The 21,519-nt window shown below is 69.7% G+C and carries 11 protein-coding genes; 6 read left to right on the forward strand and 5 right to left on the reverse strand.

Annotated elements, in window-relative coordinates; all coding sequences use genetic code 11:
- Positions 1-45 precede the first annotated feature (45 nt).
- Entirely contained in the window at positions 46-1,662 is a 1,617-nt protein-coding gene (locus JRI60_RS31805) for a Tox-REase-5 domain-containing protein (RefSeq protein ID WP_204219695.1), read from the forward strand.
- 14 nt (positions 1,663-1,676) lie between these two features.
- Entirely contained in the window at positions 1,677-2,420 is a 744-nt protein-coding gene (locus JRI60_RS31810; RefSeq protein WP_204219696.1) for an Imm52 family immunity protein, read from the forward strand.
- A gap of 5 nt (positions 2,421-2,425) precedes the next feature.
- Here JRI60_RS31810 and JRI60_RS31815 read toward each other — a convergent pair whose 3' ends face one another.
- Entirely contained in the window at positions 2,426-2,974 is a 549-nt protein-coding gene (locus JRI60_RS31815) for a DUF1801 domain-containing protein (RefSeq protein WP_204219697.1), read from the reverse strand.
- 213 nt (positions 2,975-3,187) lie between these two features.
- Here JRI60_RS31815 and JRI60_RS31820 point away from each other — a divergent pair, with 213 nt between their 5' ends.
- Together JRI60_RS31820 and JRI60_RS31825 are read left to right on the forward strand one after the other, a co-directional pair.
- Positions 3,188-4,756: a protein adenylyltransferase SelO gene (locus JRI60_RS31820; protein ID WP_204219698.1), complete on the forward strand. Its 1,569-nt coding sequence runs from the start codon at positions 3,188-3,190 to the stop codon at positions 4,754-4,756.
- Between the two features lie 166 nt (positions 4,757-4,922).
- Positions 4,923-5,258: a YciI family protein gene (locus tag JRI60_RS31825; protein WP_239470862.1), complete on the forward strand. Its 336-nt coding sequence runs from the start codon at positions 4,923-4,925 to the stop codon at positions 5,256-5,258.
- A gap of 10 nt (positions 5,259-5,268) precedes the next feature.
- Here JRI60_RS31825 and JRI60_RS31830 read toward each other — a convergent pair whose 3' ends face one another.
- Genes JRI60_RS31830 through JRI60_RS31845 form a run of 4 tightly spaced genes read right to left on the reverse strand, consistent with a single transcriptional unit; the run spans position 5,269 to position 9,657 of the window.
- A complete protein-coding gene (locus JRI60_RS31830; protein WP_204219700.1) occupies positions 5,269-5,526 on the reverse strand; it encodes a hypothetical protein in 258 nt (85 codons plus the stop codon).
- Between the two features lie 8 nt (positions 5,527-5,534).
- On the reverse strand, positions 5,535-6,524 hold the full coding sequence (locus tag JRI60_RS31835) for an FAD binding domain-containing protein (protein ID WP_204219701.1): 990 nt from the start codon (positions 6,522-6,524) through the stop codon (positions 5,535-5,537).
- Positions 6,525-6,541: 17 nt separating this feature from the next.
- Entirely contained in the window at positions 6,542-9,022 is a 2,481-nt protein-coding gene (locus JRI60_RS31840) for a xanthine dehydrogenase family protein molybdopterin-binding subunit (RefSeq protein ID WP_239469823.1), read from the reverse strand.
- Positions 9,022-9,657 carry a (2Fe-2S)-binding protein gene (locus JRI60_RS31845; RefSeq protein WP_204219702.1) on the reverse strand — a complete coding sequence of 212 codons (636 nt, stop codon included), beginning with the start codon at positions 9,655-9,657 and terminating at the stop codon, positions 9,022-9,024. Before JRI60_RS31845 ends, JRI60_RS31840 begins: the two co-directional genes overlap by 1 nt.
- Positions 9,658-9,856: 199 nt before the next feature.
- Between JRI60_RS31845 and JRI60_RS31850 the strand changes: the two genes are divergently transcribed.
- Positions 9,857-11,659, forward strand: coding sequence for an FG-GAP-like repeat-containing protein (locus JRI60_RS31850; RefSeq protein ID WP_204219703.1), 1,803 nt, complete (start codon positions 9,857-9,859; stop codon positions 11,657-11,659).
- Between the two features lie 68 nt (positions 11,660-11,727).
- Positions 11,728-21,507, forward strand: coding sequence for a non-ribosomal peptide synthetase (locus JRI60_RS31855; RefSeq protein WP_204219704.1), 9,780 nt, complete (start codon positions 11,728-11,730; stop codon positions 21,505-21,507).
- Positions 21,508-21,519 lie beyond the last annotated feature (12 nt).

Below are 21,519 nucleotides of genomic sequence, written 5' to 3' on the forward strand. Positions count from 1 at the left end.
GAGTGCGGATTTATTTCTCGCCTCCGACAGGCGTGGATTTCACCCATGCTGAAATACGAACGCACCCTGAGGATCCATAGGCCATCCAACACGGCGGCGCCTCGCATCCAGAGGAGCCAACTCGGAACGCTCCTCCTGACGCTGACGGTGGCCGTGCTACTCGAAGGGTGTGCCACGGGCCATCCACGCGGGAGCCTGCTCGGCGAAGTCGGTCTCCACTCGCGGGCCACCTCGTTCCGCGGCAGCTCCGCCCCCCAGCGTGCGGCTGCCACTCCCGCGCCCGAAGAAGCGGCGGGAAGCGCTGGTGGTTTTCCCGAACAGACGGTGGACCCCTTCCAGGTAGTGCAGGAGGCCAGCGGTCTGGAGGAAGAGGCACGGCACCCAGCGGGCGCGGCTATCTACCAGGAGCAAGCGCGCCAACTCCTGGGCCGGTTGGCGAAAACGCCCGAGACGCAGAGGAGCTTCGCCCCGCGCCGGGTGCTGTTCTGGCTGCTGCGTGAGGTGCTCGAGGGTGGCGAGCGCGTGGAGTACGCCGATTTGAAGTGGCGTACCGAGCGCTTCTGGCTCCTGGTTCTGGTGCGCCCGGACGGCTACCTGGTGACCGCGCTCACCGGCACTCCCCTTCAACACATGGGTCCACTCACGCTCGCGGAGGGCGAGTGGAGGGTGGGCGCCCTCCGGGTGGGTGACTTCTACTTCTCGCGCGGTGGCGTCTTCTACCCGGTCACCGAGGCCCTCCGGCGCGCGGACAGCCCGCCCTTGGCGGAGTTGGGCCTGGGGAGAGACCCGCTCAACGCCGCACTCGATGGGGCCCAGGATGCCATGGGGGAAATGGCGGTGGCCCTGGCCCAGTCCATCCTCCACCCCATCCGCACCGTGGAGGACCTCGCACAGTTACCCAACACGGTGGCGAGCCTCATCGCATCCTCGCCCGAGTACTTCGCGCGCTACGGCGCCATGTCTCGGGAGGACCAGATACGCGAGGCCGCGCGCATCTCCACGCACGTCCTCATGATGCTCGGGGGCGCGGAGGCCACGGTGGGACGCATGGGCGGGCTGGGCGCCGAACTGCCGGTGCTGTCGCTCACGGCCGAGGGCGAGCTGGTACTGGGCAGGGTCGTGGTCGCGGGAGGCACGACGACCGCCACGGCCGGTGTGGACCTGGGCGCCCTCTCCATCCTCCACATGGCGGGTAGAGGCCAGAGAGGAACCACTGGCAGCGGGAGTCATCAGACGGGGCGGGCCACCCAGACAAGCTCGGCGCAACCACCCGGCAAGTGGACATACAAGAAGCCCACCACCGAATCCAAGGGCTCCCTGGACTATCAGGAGCAAGTAACGGGGCGACCCGCATGGTGGGTCTACATGATTGGAAAACTGGAGTTCGACGGCATCAGGGGCAAGGAGTTGCTGGAGGCGAAGGGTCCCGGCTACTGCTCCTTCTTCAACGCGGATGGCACGCCCAAATACTGGTACAGGAATTCCGGCAAGTTCGCTCAGATGATGGAGCAAGCCGAGAACCAGTCGAGGATGGCCCAACAGTTGGGACTGCCGCTGACGTGGCATATCGCCGATGCGAAGGTCGCGGAGTTCCTTCGGAGGGAATTCGCGAGTAGAGGATGGAACAACACCACCGTCCTCCATACGCCACCAGCGAGGTAGGGAGAGGATCACGCATGCAGGAGAGCTACTACGTGGGGGCGTACTGGGGCCCGCGCAAGGAGACAGCGCTGGAGTGTGCCCGGCGCGCGGAACTCTTCTTCCACATGCTGGCGCGGAGCGACCCGTCGTTCGCCCAATGGTACCGAGCGGGCCGAGGCTTCCCCCGCGAGCTGCCGGGCCACCCTGTCCATCCGGAGGTGAAGGAACTCGAGAAACTCCTCCTGCGTAGCAAGCTCCGCACGGACGTCGACAAGGAGGTCATCGAGGACATGGGCTTCCGCCAGATGGTGTGGAACGCAAAGAAGGAGGCCACCGAAATCAACCTGTATTGCGGCAAACACTCCCCGTGGGGCGGGCCCAATTCGTGCCTGCTAAAGCCGACCAGAGAGGGCGCGATACGGGAGCGACTCCTGCGCACTCCTGTACTGGCAGAGGTGCTCACCAGCATGGCCACCGCGTGGGACCCCGACTTCGCCATGGCCAGCTCGGACGAGATGGTCAGCCTCGTTCAGAAACGAAAGTGGGAGGTACGGGTGGGCTGGCTGACCTACCTGTCGCGCCGCCTGGGCACGGTGCCTCCACTGCCCGCCCCCGTGCGCATCGAGCCGGTGGGGGAGCTGGGCTGGCTCCTCGTCCTCTCACCCGAGCCCATGACGGCGAGCAACCCCGAGCATGTGGCGTTCACCGCACGTGTGCGCGAGCTGCTCGACCGAGCAGGCCTCATCGCGCGTCCGGAACCCAAGCCCACCGAAGAGTGAGCCCGCTACGCGCGCTTCTTCGCCACCGGCTTCTTCTTGGCCGCTGGCTTGCTCTTCGCGACCGGCTTGCTCTTCTTCGCGGCCGGCGCCTTCTTCTTCTCCGGCGGCCGGATCACGGACTCGTAGTGCGCGATGTACGCCTTGGCGGGCACACGGCGGATGGCCTCGCCAATCACGTCGAGCGCCACGTCCTCGAGCTTCTTGAAGCGCACGCACGACTTGCCCATGTCGAGCTTCTTGCCCGTCTTCGCCCACGCCTCGCGGAACCACTTCTCCTGCTCCGGCTGGCCGTAGACGCACATCAGGTAGACGGCCATGTGGTTCTTCTGCGAGGCCAGTGACGCGAACGGCAGCGGCTGCTTCGGATCGCAGTGGTATCCAGCGGGAAACACCTTGTGCGGGACGTAGTAGCCGATCATCCCGTACTGCATGCCCTCCTCGTAGCTCTCATCGAGGTTCTCGAGGATGACGTCGCGCACGGCGGAGAGCGCCGCGCGGCGGTCCTCCGGTAGCGAGGCGAGGTACTGGTCGACGGTGGTGGCTTTGCTCTGCATGAGCGCGAGTGTAGCGAGCGAGGAACCAGGGGCACAGTACGGACCCCTGTCGTCACGTCGGACGAGCGAGCGGCACGGCTCCCGGAGTTCGTCACGGAAGGAGAGGAGTGGAGTAAGCAGGCGTACCCCTGGTAACAAGTCGGGCCCGGGCCAGGTGTCATCCGCCCTGCTCTCTCGCTTGCATCAGTGGTTCCACCTTCGCATCCATGTCCCATGCCCCAGTTCACTTCTCAGTTCATCGACTCGACTCCCGGTGACCCGCTCTCGGACGCGCGGCCGCGCCAGGTGCACGGGGCCCTCTGGTCCAAGGTACAGCCCACGCCCGTCTCGGCCCCGCGGCTGGTCGCCTTCTCGCCAGAGGTGGTGCGACTGCTGGGACTGGACGAGGCGGCACTCCAGTCCGCCGAATGGGTGCGGGTGCTCTCGGGAAACGCGCTGTGGCCGGGCATGGTGCCGTACTCGGCCAACTACGGTGGGCATCAATTCGGCAATTGGGCGGGACAGCTGGGGGATGGTCGCGCCATCGTGCTGGGAGAGCTCCTGGCGCCCGACGGCAGGCGCTACGAGCTGCAGCTCAAGGGGGCGGGCCGGACGCCCTACTCTCGCCGCGCCGATGGACGCGCGGTGCTGCGCTCCTCGATTCGTGAGTTCCTGTGCAGCGAGGCCATGCACCACCTGGGCGTGCCCACCACTCGCGCGCTGTCGCTCGTGGCCACCGGAGACCAGGTCATCCGGGACATGTTCTACGACGGGCATCCCGAAGCCGAGCCCGGCGCCATCGTCTGCCGCGTTGCTCCGAGCTTCCTGCGCTTCGGCAACTTCGAGCTGTGCACCAGCCGGGGGGACGTGGAGCTGCTCAAGAAGCTGGCGGACTACACGGTGACGCAGTTCTTCCAGGAGCTCGGCAAGCCCTCGAAGGACACCTACGCCGCCTTCTTCGGCGAGGTGGCGCGACGCACCGCGAAGCTCATCGCGCATTGGCAGGCGGTGGGCTTCGTCCACGGCGTCATGAACACCGACAACATGTCCATCCTCGGCCTCACCATCGACTACGGCCCCTACGGGTGGATCGACGACTTCGACCCCGGATGGACGCCGAACACCACGGACGCCGAACAGCGCCGGTATCGCTATGGCAACCAGCCCGCCATCGGCCTGTGGAATGTCGAGCGGCTCGGGGTCGCGCTGATGCCACTCCTGGAAGGCGATCAGACGGTGCTCGAAGCGGGGCTGCTCGAGTACGAGCGCACGTTCGAGACGGAGCTGGCGTCCCGGTTCGCCGCCAAGCTTGGGCTGTCCTCACTCGAGGACAAAGCCGACATCGAGCTGGTGAACGGGTGCTTCGCGTGGCTCGCCGAGGAGGAGACGGACATGACCCTCTTCTTCCGCGGCCTGTCCCGCGTGGTGACCGCGCCAACGGCTCCCGTCGAGTTCCCCGCCGTGCTGCGCGAGGCCTTCTACGGGCAGGTGCCCGAGCCCCACCTGGCCAAGGGCCTCCAATGGCTGACCTCCTGGTGGCAGCGCACGAGGCGTGAAGGCACGGCCCCCGCCGAGCTGGCACGCCGGATGGACGCGGTGAATCCGAAGTACGTGCTGCGCAACTACCTCGCCCAGGAGGCGATCGATGCCGCTCACGCGGGTGACGACTCGAAGGTGCACGCGTTGCTCGACGTGATGCGGAGGCCCTTCGATGAGCAACCGGGTCGCGAGGCGTACGCGGCCAGGCGGCCCGATTGGGCGAGATCCAAGCCGGGATGCTCGGCGCTCTCTTGTAGTTCCTGAGATGACGGCCCAGTACCCTGCTTCCCTGAGCGGACAGTCCGCCAGGCGAGACGCTCGGGCGCCTCACGGATCATGGCTCCCGGCCTCTCGCCATGCGACATTCCCTTCGACCCCCAGAGAGGCCAGGCCCTGAAGGGAGCGTGTGATGGCGTTCATGTTGTTGATCATGGAGTCCGGAGAGCAGAGACGGAGCCGCCCGAAGGAAGAGGGGCGTCGCGCGATGGATCGGATGCTCCGCTTTTCCGAGGACCTCAAGGCCCGCGGTGTGCTGAAGGTCAGCGAGTCACTCCGGCCCGATACCGAAGGGGTGCGGCTCGAGGTCCGTGGCGGCAAGCGAACCTTCAGTGATGGTCCGTTCACCGAGTCCAAGGAGATCATCGGGGGCATCTTCCTCCTCGAGTGTCGGACCCGGGAGGAAGCGCTCGCGATCGCCAACGAGTGTCCCGCGATCGAGTGGGCCACCGTCGAGGTGCGCGAGACCGGCCCCTGCTACGGCGACTGAATCGCCCGAGCTACTCCAGGACCCACGACTCCTCCGCCGGGTCGTCCGAAGGGGCGCGGAAACAGACTCGCCCCTCTCCACAAGCGTGCGGGTGCACCAGGTCGTCGTCGGGCCCCACGCATTCACCCGTCGCGACGCACCAGAACGTCGCGGTCGAGACGAAGCCCACCTCCCAGGCCACCGCCGCGTCGTACCGGACGCCCGGCGTTCCCTTCGAACGCACACGCCGGCAGACGCGCGGCGGTTTCCCCTCGGTGCTCGAGTCCATGAGTCTCCTCAGGCCGCCGCCGCGGCGAGCACCGTTCGTCGGACCACGGCCTCGAGGACCGGGACCTTGTAGGCGTTCTTCGAGAGCGGCGTCGCCCCACTCACGGCGGCCCTCGCCGCCTGTCGTGCGAGCTCCTCATCCAGCTTCTTCCCCACCAGGAGCTTCTCCGCTTCCGTCGCCCGCCGCGGAGTGGGCGCGACCCAGCCCATGGCAATCGCCGCCCGCCGGATGACCTGACCATCCATCTGGAGCACCACCGCGACGTCGCAGATGGGCCAGTCGTAGCTCTCCCGCTCGCCCTGCTTGTGGTACGCCGCCTTCGTTCCCGCCGCCGGTGCCGGGATGAGCACGCGCGTCAACAACTCGTTCGGCGCGATGACCGTATCACCCTGGCGTTTCATGTCCGGTGGCAGCAGGAAGTCGGACAGGGGCACCACCCGCGACTTGCCCCCGGGGCCACTCAGCTCGACCGAGGCCCCATAGGCCACCAGCGCCGTGGCCGGCGTGGAGGCGTGCACCATCACCGTGCGCTGGTTGTCGAAGATGGCGTGATACTGGTTCTGCCCCGCGCGGACCCGCTCCACATCGTCGCCACCGGCCTGATGGAAGTGGTCGTACCGGAAGTACCAGCAGCGGGGCCGCTGGAGCAGGTTCCCGCCCAGGGTGGCGGCATTGCGGACCTGGGGGGTCGCGGCGTGCTCCGCCGCATCCGCGAGCGCCACGAAACGGCGGCGGACCTCGGACTCCCGTGACAGTCGCGCCAGCGTCACCAGGGCGCCGAGCTCCAGGCCCTGTCTGGCCTCGAAGCGCACCCCGTCCAGCCCCTTGATGGTCTTGAGGTTGACCACCCGGCGCGGGGCCACCACCCCATTCTTCATCAGGTCCAGCAGGTCCATTCCGCCGGCCTTCGCGACGACAGGCGCGCGCTCGCTCCCCTCACCCAGCAGCGAGACGGCCTGCTCCACGGACTCGGCATCCACCCATTCGAAGCTCTGCATGCGTCCTCCGGTCCGTCTCAGGCCCGCAGCGCCGCGAGCACGTTCGCGGGCGTCATCGGGAGCGTGCGGATGCGCTTGCCCGTCGCGTTGTAGAAGGCATTGGCCACCGCCGCCGCCGTCGCCACGTTGGCCGGCTCGGCGACTCCGCGCGCATCCGTCGAGGACTGCGCCCCGAGCTGCTCGAGCAGGATGACCTCGATGCTCGGCACCTCGCGTGAACCGACGATCTTGTACTGATCGACGTTGGCATTGAGATGATGGCCACTCGCGGCGTCCAGGTGTCTCTCTTCGTACAGGGCGTAGCTCACGCCTTGGATCACCCCTCCGTAGATCTGGCTCTCGGTGAGCTTGGGGTTGATGGGGCGCCCGCAGTCATGCACCGCGACCATGCGCTCCACCTTGACGATGCCCGTCTCGGTGTCGACCACGACCTCGGCGAACTGCACGCCTCCAATCCCATGCCGGCTGATGCTCATCTCATTCGTCGACACCATGTACCCTTCGTAGTCGTCACGGCGCTCGGCCCGGTGGGAGAGCTCCTGGAACCCGGCCTTCTTGACCGCCTCGCGAAATGGCATCGCCGACGCGGTCTTGCCCTTCACCATCACCTTGCCGTTGGCGAAGACGAGCTCGTCCGCGTTCGCACCGAAGATCGGGGCGAGCCGTGAGGCCAGCTCTCGGGCACAGCGCCAGGCGGCGTTCCGGGCGGCGGGAGTCAGGGAGCTGGTGACCCGGCTACCACCGGAGGCGGGCCCCGTCGGATAGCGGGAGTCACCGATATGGGAGCCAATCTCCTCGGGCCGCAAGCCGAACTCCTCCGCCACCACCTGCGCCAGGATGGTGCGAGTCCCCGTCCCGATGTCCTGCGTGCTGCTGAAGGCCTCGACGGAGCCATCCCCCGTCACCCGCACCTCGCACGCGGTGTTCCGGTGGACCAGGTAGAGCCACTGGGACTGGGCGAACCCCATCCCCCGCTTGATGGGGTCCTTGTCCGAGCCCGCGGGCCGCCGTTTGTTCCAGCCGAAGCGCTCGGCTCCCACCCGGCGTTCATGGGCGCGGGCCACGCAATCATCCGTCCCCGAGACGTCGATCTTGTCCCGGAGCGCGAGCGGATCCATTCCAATCTTCTCCGCCAGCTCGTCGATGGCCTGCTCCAGGCCGAACATGCCCTGGGCCTGACCGGGCGCCCGGAAGGCGGCACAGGGCCCCGCGTTGGTGAAGACGTCGTATTGCTCCACCTGCACGTTCGGGCAGGCGTAGAGCGTGGAGTGGGCGAAGCCAACCCCCGCGCCGCCGGCCACGCCTCCGCTGCCGTAGGCCTGGAGCTGGAGCGCCATGAGGGTGCCGTCACGCTTCGCGCCCAGCTTGAGCCGTTGAATGCTGTTGGGACGATTGCCCGCCGAGACATGCTCCTCCCGGCGATCCAGCACCATCCGCACCGGCAACCGGGCCTTGCGGGAAAGGTGGATGGCGAGCAGCCCGAAGTTGCCAATCCCATACTTCGCGCCGAAGCCGCCACCGGTGAAGTCGCTGATCACCCGAATCCTGCTCTTCGGCAGATCGAAGTGCTCGGCCGCTTCGTCCCGGACGCTTCCGATGTACTGGGTGGAGGCGTAGAGGGTGAGCCCCTCGTCCCGCCAATCCGCGACGAGCCCGTGTGGCTCCATCGGCACATGGGTCTGCACCTGGGTCCGGTACTCGGCGTCGACCACCACGTCGGACTCGCTCAGTCCCTTGGCGACGTCCCCGCGCGGGCCCATGCCTCGGGGCTTCGTGTCGGGACCTCGCACGTTGCCTTTCTGGGGAAGGCCCGGCGGTGCCCCGCCGCCTCCCGCGGTCGCCGGCTGTTCGGTGGGGCCGGGATAGACGCGAGGCGCGTTCTCCTTCATCGCCGCCTCGAGCTCGGAGACATGGGGCAGGGGCTCGTACTCCACCTTGATCAACTTCACCGCGGCCTCGGCGGCGCGAGGGCTTTCCGCCGCCACCGCCGCGATGGGCTGGCCCGCGTAGCGGATCGTGGGATAGCGATTGCCCTTCTCCGCATTGGGGTCGCGCAGCTTCGCGGCCGAGAGCAGACGCTCCATGACGTGAACGGCACGGACTCCCGGGGCGCGCTCGGCCGCCGAGGTGTCGATGGACTTGATGCGCGCATGGGGCAGCGGCGAGACGAGCCACTTGCCCCAGAGCATTCCGGGGAGCTGGACATCGAAGGTGTAGCGGGCCCTGCCGGTGACCTTCTCGATTCCGTCCAGACGCGAGACCGGCTTGCCAATGGACTGGAGCTTCGCGTTCTCGGGCAGGGGCGGTGGCTCGTCCAGAGGCACCCGCCGGGTGACCTCCTTCAGTCCCCCGCCGACAATCCCATACGGGAGTGCCTGTTGCCTCGAGGGTCCCGGGTTCGGAGGAGGCGCCTTCTGGGGTCCCCCTTCCTGTGCCTTCTGTCCCTCGGCGGGTTTGCCGGCCCCCTGGATACCGGTGGTGTCCTTGACGTCCTGCATCAGCTCTTCCCCCTTCCCTTTCCAGCCGCCGCCAGGGTCGCCTTGAAGACGTTGGGATAGGTGCCGCACCGGCACAGATGACCGCTGACCGCCTGCTTCACGTCATCGAGCGTGCACTTCGGGTTGCGCTCGACCAGCGCGGCGCAGCTCATCACCATTCCAGGCGTGCAGAACCCGCATTGCATCGCGTCGTTCTCCACGAAGGCGCGCTGAACCGGGTGGAGCTCGTCTCCCTGGGCGAGCCCCTCGATGGTGGTGACCTTCCGGCCTCGGGCGTCGAGCGCCAGCGTCATGCAGCTCGCGACGACCTCGCCGTCGAGCCAGACCGTGCAGGCCGAGCAGGCGCCGCGGTCGCAACCCACCTTCGTTCCCGTCATTCCGAGGTGGTTGCGCAGCAGCTCGGCCAGGGTCGTGGCGGGATCGACCTGGGCGGCGACGGTGCGGCCATTGATGGACAGGGACAGCGACGCAGGGCCGGGACCCAGAACCGGCGGAGAAGCCACGGCCGCCGCTTCAGCGGTGGATTGGACCAGCGTGGCGGTCAGTGCGGAAGCACCCGCGCCGGTGAAGAAGTCGCGGCGGCTGAGCCTGGGCAGCAGGGGCTTGGGGACGGAGTCATCATCGGGTGGGGCCAATGTCGGACGCTCCTCTCGCGGATGAAGCTACAAGAGCAATCTCATGACGGCCCGGCCAGGTGCGTGACGATCGAGTCTCGGCGTCAGGTTGAAGACAATGGTATGTCTCCCCGTGCATTCACCCGCCATGGCGGGGGGACATCGCGGGCGTCGGCCGAGGACGCCGCGACAGCCGTAGAAGAAAGACGTCCAAAGCACCATGCATACACGCCATGTATCGCTCCTCGTGATGCTGCTGGTGTCGTCCGCGTGCGATATCCTGCCCTTCAAGAAGCCAACCGAACCCTCGGGCCTCCCACCCGGAGCCCCGCTGAACGTGACGGCCCAGAGCGGACCGTTCTACGCCCCCACGAGCAGCTCGGCGGATGTGAAGTGGGAGGCACCGCAGGACGTGGGCACCAGCCCCATCACCGGCTACACCGTGACGGCGGAACCGGGAGGTCTCACCACCACCACCCGCGGGGAGACCTCCGTGAGTGTGGAGGGGCTCACTCCCGGCACCACCTATACCTTCACGGTGTACGCCACCAACAGCACGGGACGCGGACCGGACTCGGAGCCCTCCCAATCCCTCACGCTCCCCTCTCCTCCTGGAGTGACGACCGGAGTGACCGCGACCCTGGGAGATGGCCATGCCATCGTGCGGTGGAATGGCGCCCCGGTTCCGGCTCCCGCGTTCTGTGGCCACTTCGCGACGCTGACATGCATCAGCGCCTATACGGTGACGGCCTGGCCCGGTGGAATCTCCGTCACCGTCGAGCAGCCCAACACCCTGGACCCGATGACCTACGGCCGCCGCGCCGGCAACAGCCACGCCGTGCTCACCGGCCTGACGAAGGGAACGGCCTACTCCTTCACCGTCCAGGCCACCAACGGCGTGGGGACCGGGCCCGCTTCGCCCCCCACCCCACCCGCCGTGGCGCGGTGCTCCACCTTCTCCTCCCAGGAGCTCTTTTCCCTGACGCCCCCTCCCGCCAATACCCTGGGGTCCAGCACGCTCGCGACCGGTGACGTCAATGGCGACGAGCGTCCGGACGTGGTCGTCGCGGGCCACTCCGTGGACGTGCTGCTCAATCAGGGAAGCGGACAGCTGTCGGCCCCCATCAGCCTGGCCCAGGGAGGCTTCAAGTCGGTGGCCCTCGCGGATCTGGATGGAGACACGCTCGCGGACATCGTCACCGTGGCTGGTAACAGCGTGAGGGTCTTCCGCAACACCGGCGGCGGCACCTTCGCCGCCCCCACCTCGTACGAGGCGGGGACCCCCGCCAACCTCGGCCCCATCGCGGCCGCGGACCTGAATGGCGATGGCCGGGTGGACCTGGTGACCTCCGCCGAGCAGGCCGTGCGCGTGCTCCTCAACGCCGGAGATGGCACCTTCGCGGCCCCCACCTCCTACGCCATGAAGACAGGCCTCGGCGGGCAGCCCGCCCTGGGGGACCTGAACGCGGACGGGAAGATCGACATCGCCATCAAGGACACCCAATACGTGAGCGTGTTTCTCAACGCGGGGGACGGCACCTTCGGCAATCCCACGAGCTGGCTCGTGGGGTTCGCCTCCTACCTGCCGCGGGGACCGATCTCGCTCCACCTCGCCGACATGAATGGCGATGACCGGCTGGATCTCGTCACCTCGGAGGTCACCGTGTCCGTGTTCCTCAACCAGGGAGACGGCACCTTTGGGCCCATCCAGCGGTTCACGGCCTGGCCCTTTCCAGCTCGGGCCAGCGCCGTCGGTGACGTGAACGGTGACGGAGCACCGGACGTGGTCTTCGGAATGGAGAGCTTCTTCGGCCCTACAGCTCAGCTCACCCCCAACGTCGTGGCCGTCGTGTTCAACGACGGCCAGGGGCTGCTCGGGGAGCCCGTCCCCTTCCCCTCCCAGACGGCTCCCGACTTCCTGGCCCTCGATGACCTGGATGGCGATGGAGGGTTGGACCTCGCCGTGACCTACGCGAGCTTGAACGCCAGGGAGATCAGCCTCCTCCGCGCCTGCCCCCACTGAGGAGTACGCGGCACCACCCGCTCCGGTACACTCGGCGGCCTCTCGAATGACTGGAGCCACGCGCGTTCATGAGCAGTCCGATCGCGATCGTCGCCGCCGCCTGCCGATTGCCGGACGCCGACACACCCGAAGCCTTCTGGAACAACCTGATCGCGGAGCGCATCTCGATGCGCCCGCCCCCCGTGCACCGCTGGCCCGAGCACCCCGACGCCCGGGTCGGCTCGTTTCTCGACGATGTCCGCGGGTTCGACGCGGCGTTCTTCGGGATGAAGGGCAGTGAGGCGCAGGTCACGGATCCGCAGCAGCGGCTGCTCCTCCAGACGGCTCATGAAGCGCTCGAGAGAGCCGGCTTCGCGGGCCCGCGCCGACGCAACCGGCGCGTCGGGGTCTTCGTCGGCGTCGGTCAGTCCGACTACCAGGAGCCCATCCTCCGGCTCCTCTGGGCGGGCGTGCCCGTGCACCCCTCCGCGGCCGTGGGGAACCTGCGCAACCTCATCCCCTCTCGCGTCTCGCACGTCCTGGACCTGTCCGGGCCCTCGCTGGCCGTCGACACCGCGTGTTCGTCCTCGCTCGTCGCCCTGCACCTCGCCTGTGAGAGCCTGAACCGCGGCGAGTGTGAGCTCGCGCTGGCCGGCGGCATCACGCTCAACCTCACCCCCACCGTCTTCACCGTCCTCTCGCGCGCCGGCGCGTTGTCGCCCACCGGCCGCATCCGTCCGTTCGCTCGGGAGGCCGATGGCATCGTCCTCGGAGAAGGGCTGGGCGTCGTCGTCCTGGAGCGGCTCGAGGACGCGCTCCGGCGGCGCGCTCCCATCCTGGCCGTGGTGCGTGGAAGCGCGCTCAACAACGACGGCCGCACCTTCAACCCGATGGCCCCCAACCCCGCCCGGCAGATGGCCGTGATGCGCGAGGCCTGGCAGCGGGCCGGGCTCGAGCCGGCGAGCGCGAGCTACCTCGAAGCGCACGGAACCGGCACGCGCGTGGGGGACTCGATCGAGGCGCGCTCGGTGACGGAGGTCTTCGGGAGGGCCGGCGCGAATGAACCTCTTGGGCTCGGTTCGGTGAAGGGCAACGTCGGGCATCTCCTGAGCGCCGCCGGAATGGCCAGCCTGCTCAAGGTCGTGTCCTCGCTCCAGCACCGCATGCTCCCGGCTTCGGTGCATGCCGGCACGGCGGACCCGGAGCACGGCCTCACCTCCGCCGGCATCGCCCTGGTGGATTCCTCGCGTCCGTGGCGCGGACCCGGGCCCCTGCGCGCCGGCATCAACGGCTTCGGGTTTGGTGGCACCAACGCCCACGTCATCCTGGAAGAGCCGCCCGCTCATCCTCCCCGCTCTCGCTCCACGAGCACGCGCCCCCCGTTGTGGACGCTGTCCGCGCGGACCGACTCGGCCCTCCGCGCCACCGCTCGCCACCTCGCGTCCTGGCTCCGGGAGAACCCGGAGGTGGATCTCTCGGATGCGGCCCTGTCCGCGAGCGTCTCGCGAGATCCGGGCCCCCATCGGCTCGCGCTCGTCGGGACGGAGGCAATCCCGGAGCGGCTCGAGGCCTGGGCGGCTGGAGCCTCGGCCGAGATCCTCCACGGCATGGTTCCCGACCGTGTGGCGAGGAAGAAGGCGCGCAATGGAGCCTCGTTGGAGGGGGCCTCGGCCGAGCTCGCCGCGAGCGCGTTCGTCGAAGGTGAGGCGTTCGACCGGCTCTCCTGGGACGAGGAGCCGGAGCGCGAGCACGTCCCCGTGCCCACCTATCCCTTCGAGCCCCGGCCCTGGTGGGCGCCCGAAACGCCCCCGGCCCCAGCCCCGGCGGCACGGCGGCGGATCGAACATCCGCTCCTGGTGGACGAGCTCGAGCTCACGATGGACCGGGCCGTGCTCCTCGCGCGCATCGCGCCCGACGATCCGCTCGTCTCCGAGCACGTCGTGCATGGTGTGCACCTCCTGCCGGGCGCCGCGTGCATCGAGCTGATGCGTGCGGCGGCGCGGCACGCGCTGGGCACGGAGCCGGCGGGTCTCGCGGACGTCACGTTCGCCCGGCCCGTCCGCGTGGATGACGAAGCCCGCACGGTCCGCGTCGTGGTCGAGCGCCAGGGTGAGGCCCTCGATGTCTCCTTGTCGGACGAGGACGGCGGTGTGCTCGCGCGGGCGAAGGTGCTCCGCGCGAAGCAGGCGCCGCCCCCCGCCGCACCCGGCGGTGACGAGCCACGCACCCGAGGATTCGAGCCCTCCGAGCTGTACGAGGGGCTCCGTGAGCGGGGAATGGCACATGGGGCTTCCCTGCGCGCCGTCCGCGCCATCGAGCTGGGGGAGCGGACCGCGCGCGCGGAGCTCTCCCTGCCGGAGCAGGCACGGGAGCGCACCTTCGGCGTGCATCCAGCGCTGCTCGACTCCGCCATGCAGCCGATCGCGGCACTCCTGCTGGCCCACTCCCGTGAGCGCGAGAGCCTGTACGTGCCGGTACACGTGGAGCAGGTCGAGCTGCTGGGCCCGGTCCCCGACCGGTGCGCGGTCCTGGTGACGCTGAACGGAGATCCGCGGACGCCCGGCGATGTCGTGCTCTGCGAGGTGGAGGTCCGCGCCGGGAACGAACCCCGGCTGCGCCTTCGCGGACTGCGCCTCCGCCGTGTCACCGCCGAGGCGCTCCAGGGCACGGAGCGCGATGTCCATACGTGGATGCGTGAGGTGATCTGGCGGGAGGCGACCCCTGAGCCGTCACATCCGCCCCGGGGACGTTGGGTCATCGTGCCCGCGGTGCATCCGGCGAGCCCCCACGTCACCCGTCGCCTGCGCGAGGCGGGAGCAACGTGCGAACGTGTGGACCCGCCGGAACTGAAGGCGGCGCTCGCCCGGGGCGGAACCGAAGGCGTCGTGTTCCTGGGGCCGACGGGGACCGCGACGCCGCTCACCGACGTGGCCTCGTTCGACCGGGGCCAGCGGGACGGCGTCTTCGCGCTGCTCGAGGTCGCGAGGGTCTGGGATGCGCTCGAACGGGAGCGGCGTCCCGCGTGCCTGCTCGTGGTGACCGCTGGCGCGACGGATGGTCTGGCTCCCGAGCGCGCGACGGTGGTGGGGCTGGGGCACGCCTTGGAGGACGAGCTTCCCGGAAGCCGGTGCCGCGTCGTGGATGCCGACGTCACCGCCTCCGAGGAGGCCATCGCGGACGTGGTGCTGACCGAGGCCTCGTGCACGGCTCCCGAGTCGGACCGGGTCTTCCGGTGGCGGCGGGGGCGCCGCGAGCGCCGGACGATCGAGCCCCTCGCACAGGCCGGGCAACACATGCACGGGCCTCGTGAGAAGGGGGTGTATCTCGTCACGGGAGGTGCCGAGGGACTCGGTCACGCGGTGGCCCAACGGCTCGCGCGGGCGGGCCGCACGCTCGTCCTGGTGGGCAGGAAGCCTCTGGCGCATGCACCGGAACGGGCCGCGCGCATCGAGGCGCTGCGTGCGAACGGCGCGGCCGTCACGTACGTCGCCTGCGACGTCTCCGACCCGGATGGGGTCGCGGGGCTCATCGCGAGGATCGTGCTCGACCACGGTGCCCTCCACGGTGTGGTGCACGCGGCGGGTGTGGCTTCGCCGGGTCGTATTGGAGGGCGTGAGGACGCGGCGTTCGCACAGGTGCTCGGACCCAAGGTGCGAGGCACGTGGCTCCTCTGGCGCGAGCTCGAGCGCAGGCGCATCCGGCCCGACTTCTTCGCGCTCTTCTCGTCCCTGTCGGCGAGCTGGCCGGGGCTGGGTGGAGGGCTGGGAGACTACGTCGCGGCGAACGCGTACCTGGATGCCTTCGCCCTGGCGCGCCGCGCGGAAGCGCTGCCCTTCACGTCCGTGGCCTGGTCCGTGTGGAGTGAGACCGGAATGGGCGCTGATCCCACGCTGGTCCGCGCCATGGAGGCACGCGGGCTCCCCGCGATCCCCACTCGACAGGGCGTGGACGCGTTCCTCCGGGTCCTGGAGCTCGGCCGCGCGCACGTGATGGTCGCGCCCATCGGGCCTCGCGCGACCGTGTCGCGGCCACCTCCGGCCGTGACGCTGGCGCCCGCTCCCACCGCGGCTCCTTCCAGCGTGGTGGAGGAACTTCGCTCGCTCGTGGCGAAGGCGCTCGAAGTGGACCCGGACGAGGTCGCGACGGACCGTTCGTTCCTGGCCATGGGACTGGACTCACTGAACGCGCTGGATCTGGCGAAGATCCTCTCGGACCGCTACCGCGTCGAGTTCCCTCCCACCCTGTTCTTCGAGCAGCCCACGATCGATTCGCTCGCGGAATACCTCCGGAAGGCGAAGGGAGACGCGGCCCCGGAACGGAGGCCGGCCGACACGAGTCCCTCCACCGCGCCGCGCACCGTCGTGACCGAGGCTCCGCTCTCGCCCGTGCAGAAGGCGTTCTGGGTCCAACAGCGGCTGCATCCGGATGTCACCGCGTTCTCGTTCGTCCGGCAGACGGTTCGAGGGCGGCTCTCGTTGGACGCGCTCCAACGGGCGGTGGACGCGGTGGCACGACGCCATCCCCTGCTTCGCGCCTCGGTGGCCACCACGGCACACGGAGAGGCCGTGCAACGGATCTCCGAGACCGTGCGGGCCCGGCTCATCGACCACGGCGAGGTCGCGGACGTGGAAGCCCTCGCCGATGGCATCGTCAACACGCCATTCGAGCTCTCCCCTCCACCCCTGTGGCGCGTGGACGTGGCTCGCGACCCGGCGGCGGATACAACTCACGTGCTCATCTGCGCGCACCACCTGATCGTGGACGGCTGGAGCCTGCATGTAATCGCCGCCGATCTCTGGCGGGCGTACGCGGCCACCGTCTCGGGTCGCCCTCTCCCCGACTGGCCGGAGGCTCACGGCTTCTTCGATACGCTCGATGTCCCCAGACCGAGGCTCGATGAAGACCTCGCGTGGTGGCGCGAGCGCCTCTCGGATGCACCCGCCCCCCGGCTGCCATTCGACGGGGATCCGCTCGCTCCACCGGATCCGCCGATCCTGTCAGTGCTCCGCTGGCTCGACCTCGAACGGACGCGGGCGTTCGAGAAAGCGGCCGCCGCGGCGGACGTGTCCGTGTTCCACCTGTCGCTGGCCGTTCACGCCCGGTGCCTCGCGCGTTGGTCCGGTACGGACGAGGTCATCGTGAACGTCGCCCGAGCCCGAAGGGAATCGCGTGTTCCCGGCATCGAGCAGGTGGTGGGTTGCTTCGCGGACACGCTGCCGCTCCGCCTTCGCCTGGAGCCCGGGGAGTCGCTGGCCCTGCTCGCGAAACGTGCGCGCGAAGCCCTCCTGGAGCTGGAGCGGCACGCCTCGCCCACCTCGCTCGAGCTCGCGCGGGTGCTCCCCGGGGACGCGGGCTCGTCACGGGTCACGAGTGCCGCCAGCTACAGCTACGCGCGCATCCCGCTCTCCCCCCCTGCAGAGGTCCCCGAGTTGCTTGCCCTCGCGGGCCGGACGGCGACTCCCGCCACCCGGCTCGGACTCGCGGTGTGGGAGTTCCAAGGAGGGCTGTGCTTCGCGTGGGGCTTTCCGGAGCGCTTGTTCCGGAAGGACACCGTCGAGCGGTTCGCGGACGAGCACCTGCGCGCCCATGTCGAGGCCGGCTCCGCCCCACGGGCCGAGTCAATTCCCGAGAGGATCATCGCGCGCCTCCAGGAGTCACCGGAGCGCGTGGCCCTGCGCGAAGGCGAGCGGCTCCTCACGCGCGGCGAGCTGGACCAGCGGTCCGCCCGTGTGGCCGCCACGCTCACTGAACGCGGCATCGGCCCTGGCGCGGTGGTGGCCCTCCTGTCGGATCAGAACGCGCAGGGAATCACCGGGCTGCTCGGCATCCTGCGAACGGGGGCGGCCTGGCTGCCGCTCGATCCGGAGCACCCGCCAGCGCGGCTCCGCTTGCAGCTCGAGCGCGCCGGTACCCGGGTGTGCCTCTTCGCGAGTGGCGCCGCGAGCACCGCGTCCGAGCTGACAGGGGCGGTCACGACGCTCGCTATCGAGCACCTGGTGGAACCCGGTGCGCTCGCTCCGCCGGTGCGGGCCGGAGACGAGGCGCTCGCGTACATCATCTTCACCTCCGGCTCCACGGGCCGGCCGAAGGGTGTCCCCATCACGCATGGCTCCATGCGCGGCTACCTGGAGTGGGCGCTGCAAGCGTTCGGGTACGGCGCGGAGGACGTCCTGCTCGGGACGTCGTCGTTGTGCTTCGATGCCTCGGTCCGGCAGGTGCTCGCGCCCCTCCTGGCTGGGGCCACGCTCGTCTGTTGCCCCCGTTCCCTGGCGAGGGATCCGGAGCGGCTCCTGGAGATCGTGGATCGCGAGCGCGTCACGGTCCTGAGTACCGTGCCCTCGGTGCTGGCTCGGCTGCTCCGGTATGACCTCCGGCCGCTCGAACGGCTCCGCTGGTTGAAGGTCGGCGGCGAGGCCCTTCCACCCGGGCTCATCCGCACGCTGCACGACCGGCTCGGCCGCGCACCTCCCGTGGTGAACCTGTACGGCCCGACCGAGACCACCATCAACGCCACCTGGCACGTGGTGAAGGAGCGCCCGCCGGAGGATGTCGAGCGCATTCCCATCGGGCGTCCCATCGGCGGGGCGACGGTGCACGTCCTGGCGGAGGACGGCTCCCCCTGTGCTCCCGGAGTCCCCGGGGAGCTGCACGTGGGGGGACGCGGGCTGTCCTCGGGATACCTCGGAGAGCCGGAGCTGACCCGCCGCGCGTTCATCCCGGGTGCCGGGGGCGTCAGGCTGTACCGCACCGGAGATCGCGTGGTCGCACGCGAGGACGGGACACTCGACTTCCTCGGGCGGGTGGACGACCAGCTCAAGGTCCACGGCCACCGCATCGAGCCCGGAGAGATCGAAGCCGTGCTCGCTCGCCACCCGGCGGTCTCGCTGGCGGTGGTCCGCGCCGTCGGGAGCGCCTCCGAGCGCCGCCTCGAGGCGTGGATCCAATTCCGGGATGCGCCTCCCACGGAGGATGCGCTCCGTGACGTGCTCCGCGAGCACCTTCCCGAGGCGATGTGGCCCAGGCATTTCCACATGCTCGACTCGCTCCCGACGACGGTCACCGGAAAGGTGGATCGCGCGGCGCTCGAGGCCCTGTCCGGTGCGGCACCGGCTCGGACCATCCGTGGGGGTCCACCGCGGACGGACACCGAGCAGCGCATCGCGGAGGCCTTCGCGCGCGTCCTGTCCCGGGCCGAGATCGGCCGGGATGACGACTTCTTCGAGCTCGGCGGTGACTCGATGGCCATCCTGGAGGTGTTCACACGCCTTCAGGCCATGGACCTCCGGCTGCCCCGCCCCGCCACGCTGTACACCGCGCGAACGGTTCGCGCGCTCGCGGAGGCCATCGACGCGCATTCCGCCCGGAGTTCGCCAGAGCCGGTCGTCGCACGCGCGGCGGATGCCGAGGAGGAATGGTTCCCGCTGTCGCCCGCCCAGCGAGGGTTCCTCGTGGCCCAGGCGGGCGATCCGGAGGGGTCGGTCCACTGGGCCGCACGGCTGCTGCTGGAGGGGGAGCTCGACTCCGCTCTCTTCCGTGAGGCACTCGGACGGCTCGTGGAGCGCCACCCGATGCTGCGGACGGTGGTGGATGCGGGCCGGCGTCCGCCCGTGCAGCGCGTGCTGGAGCCGGGGGCGCCTCCGCTGATCCTCGTGGATCCCTGTACGCCCGATGCGCTCGACCGCCTCTTCACGGAGGCACGGCGCCGGCACTTCGACCCCCAGAAGGAAACACCCATCGAGTTGCACCTGTGCCGTGTCGCCGCTGACAGACACGTGCTCCTCGTCGCCGCGGACCACCTCATCGGAGACGGACTGAGCGGGTGGATGTTCGTCCGGGAGCTTCTCCAGGCGTATGACGGGCTCGCCCGAGGCGCGGAGCCGTCGCTCCCTCCGCTCCGCTCGACCTTCCGCGACTACGTCAGGCACCTGGCGGATCGGGCGGAGACCCAGGATGACGCGGCGTTCTGGCGCCGGACGTTCGCCGTTCCCTACGTGCCGCCACGCACCTGGTACAAGCCCGAGGGCGCCCTCCCCGCCCGCGACGAGGTGACGCTCTCGTCCGAGCGCGTGGAGACGCTCCGGGCCTCGGCCGCGCGCCGGGGCGGCACGCTGTTCGAGCTGGTGCTCGCCGCGTGGGCGTTCGCGTTGCGCCGCCTGACGGGGCAGGACGATCTCGTCATCGGCACGGCGGTGTCGGGCCGGGACGCGCCTTTGCCCGACGTACACCGCGTCTTCGGTCCCTTCGCCACCGCGGTCCCCCTGCGGATGCGGGACGCGGGATCGGCGCCCCAGGAGCTCCTGGAGTCCGTCCGCGGCGTGGTCGCGGACGCACGCGCTCACGCGCTCACTCCGGGGGAGATTGCCCGCGCGATTCCCGGCGGCCTCCCACTCGAGGTCGCGGCGGGCACGCGATTCTTCTTCACCTTCATGGACTTCGAGGCGTTCGGTTCCCTGGAGAGTGAGCGCCTGCGCGTCCATTGGGAGGACTCCGGCACCGAAGGGCACGTGCCACGCGGAGTGGATCTGAAGCTCGCCGCGCGTCGCCTGGGCGGAGCGCTGCGGCTCTCCTTCCACGCCGCCCCGACGGCACTGGGTCCCCAGGGGCTGGAGCGGGTTCGCGCGGATGTCCTCGACGTGCTGGAGGTGCTCGCCGGAGAGCCGGGGACGAAGGCACGCCCCCCTTCGCGTCTGGAGGTCCGGTTCGGCCCCATCGACGTGAGCTCGTTGCATGCCGCGCTGGTGGGTTACCTGCCCGCTCCGGAGGAGGCGGCCAGGGCCGTGGGGCTCGCCTTCGTTCCGAGCCTGCGCGAGGTGCTCCGGAGCCAGCTCTTCCCCGAGGGGAGCCCTCGCTGGCTCGAGCGCATCGATACGCCGCTCGGCGCCTCGGGGCTCCTGTGCCTGCCGCTGTTCGCGGACGAGCTGGGAGCCCTGGCGCCGGAGACACTCGCCGCGCGCGTGGTGGAGGCGGTGCTGCTGGCCCACCGCACGGGAGTTCGTGCGTTCTCCCTCGCGGGGATGCTCCCCGCGTACACCGGTTTTGGCCGAGAGGTGCTGCATCGGCTCGCCATGAAGGACGGCGCCCCCGAGGACCTCGCGTTCACGACCGGGCACGCCACCACCGTGGTCGCCGTGGTGCGAAGCATCCTCTCCGCGACCGCCGCGGCGGGCGTGAACCTGTCCGAAGCGGAGGTCGCCTTCGTGGGCGTGGGCTCCATCGGAGCGGCGGCGGCGGAGCTGCTCCTCCAGGTCGCCGCGCATCCTCGACGCCTCCTCCTCTGCGATCTCCCGCGGGCGGCACGCCGGATGGAGGAGGTAACCACGCGGCTCCGGGAGCAATACGGGTTCCGCGGTCCCATCGAGACCGCGTTGGCACCTGGGGCCGTCGCGGACGAGGTCTACCGCGCACGGGTCATCGTTGGGGCCGCGAGCACTCCAGGCGCGCTGGAGGTGGACCGGCTCGCGCCCGGCACCGTGCTCGTCGACGACTCCTTCCCGACGCTCGTCGACGTTCCAGCCGCGCGGGCGCGGATGCACACGCGAGGGGACGTCCTCATCGTGGGAGGCGGCCTGTTGGATTGTGGCACCGTGACACGCACGGTGGATGACACGACGCTGCCTCCGGGGCTCCGTCCGGCGCTGTCGCGCGGCATCTCGCGCGCGGGCGTGGCCAGCTGCCAGCTCGAGCCACTCCTGCGCCGGATGCATCCGGAGCTCCCTCCCGTCTCCGGGCCCGTGGACGCCGCCACCGCCTACCAGTACTGGCTGGTCGCACTGGCGTCGGGCCTCCGGGCCGCGCCGCTCCACCTCGGAGCCGAGCTCGTTCCCAACAATCTCCCGGCGGCCCTCACGGAGCGCGGCAACACGGGGTAGAATGCTGGAGGT

The organism is Archangium violaceum, assembly GCF_016887565.1.
GTDB lineage: Bacteria > Myxococcota > Myxococcia > Myxococcales > Myxococcaceae > Archangium > Archangium violaceum_B.

What these genes read in the sequence shown, in the direction of transcription:
- JRI60_RS31805 (WP_204219695.1), top strand. Translation starts at nt 46, where the DNA reads ATGCTGAAATACGAACGCACCCTGAGGATCCATAGGCCATCCAACACG.
- JRI60_RS31810 (WP_204219696.1), top strand. Translation starts at nt 1,677, where the DNA reads ATGCAGGAGAGCTACTACGTGGGGGCGTACTGGGGCCCGCGCAAGGAG.
- JRI60_RS31815 (WP_204219697.1), bottom strand. Translation starts at nt 2,974, where the DNA reads ATGCAGAGCAAAGCCACCACCGTCGACCAGTACCTCGCCTCGCTACCG.
- JRI60_RS31820 (WP_204219698.1), top strand. Translation starts at nt 3,188, where the DNA reads ATGCCCCAGTTCACTTCTCAGTTCATCGACTCGACTCCCGGTGACCCG.
- JRI60_RS31825 (WP_239470862.1), top strand. Translation starts at nt 4,923, where the DNA reads ATGGAGTCCGGAGAGCAGAGACGGAGCCGCCCGAAGGAAGAGGGGCGT.
- JRI60_RS31830 (WP_204219700.1), bottom strand. Translation starts at nt 5,526, where the DNA reads ATGGACTCGAGCACCGAGGGGAAACCGCCGCGCGTCTGCCGGCGTGTG.
- JRI60_RS31835 (WP_204219701.1), bottom strand. Translation starts at nt 6,524, where the DNA reads ATGCAGAGCTTCGAATGGGTGGATGCCGAGTCCGTGGAGCAGGCCGTC.
- JRI60_RS31840 (WP_239469823.1), bottom strand. Translation starts at nt 9,022, where the DNA reads ATGCAGGACGTCAAGGACACCACCGGTATCCAGGGGGCCGGCAAACCC.
- JRI60_RS31850 (WP_204219703.1), top strand. Translation starts at nt 9,857, where the DNA reads ATGCATACACGCCATGTATCGCTCCTCGTGATGCTGCTGGTGTCGTCC.
- JRI60_RS31855 (WP_204219704.1), top strand. Translation starts at nt 11,728, where the DNA reads ATGAGCAGTCCGATCGCGATCGTCGCCGCCGCCTGCCGATTGCCGGAC.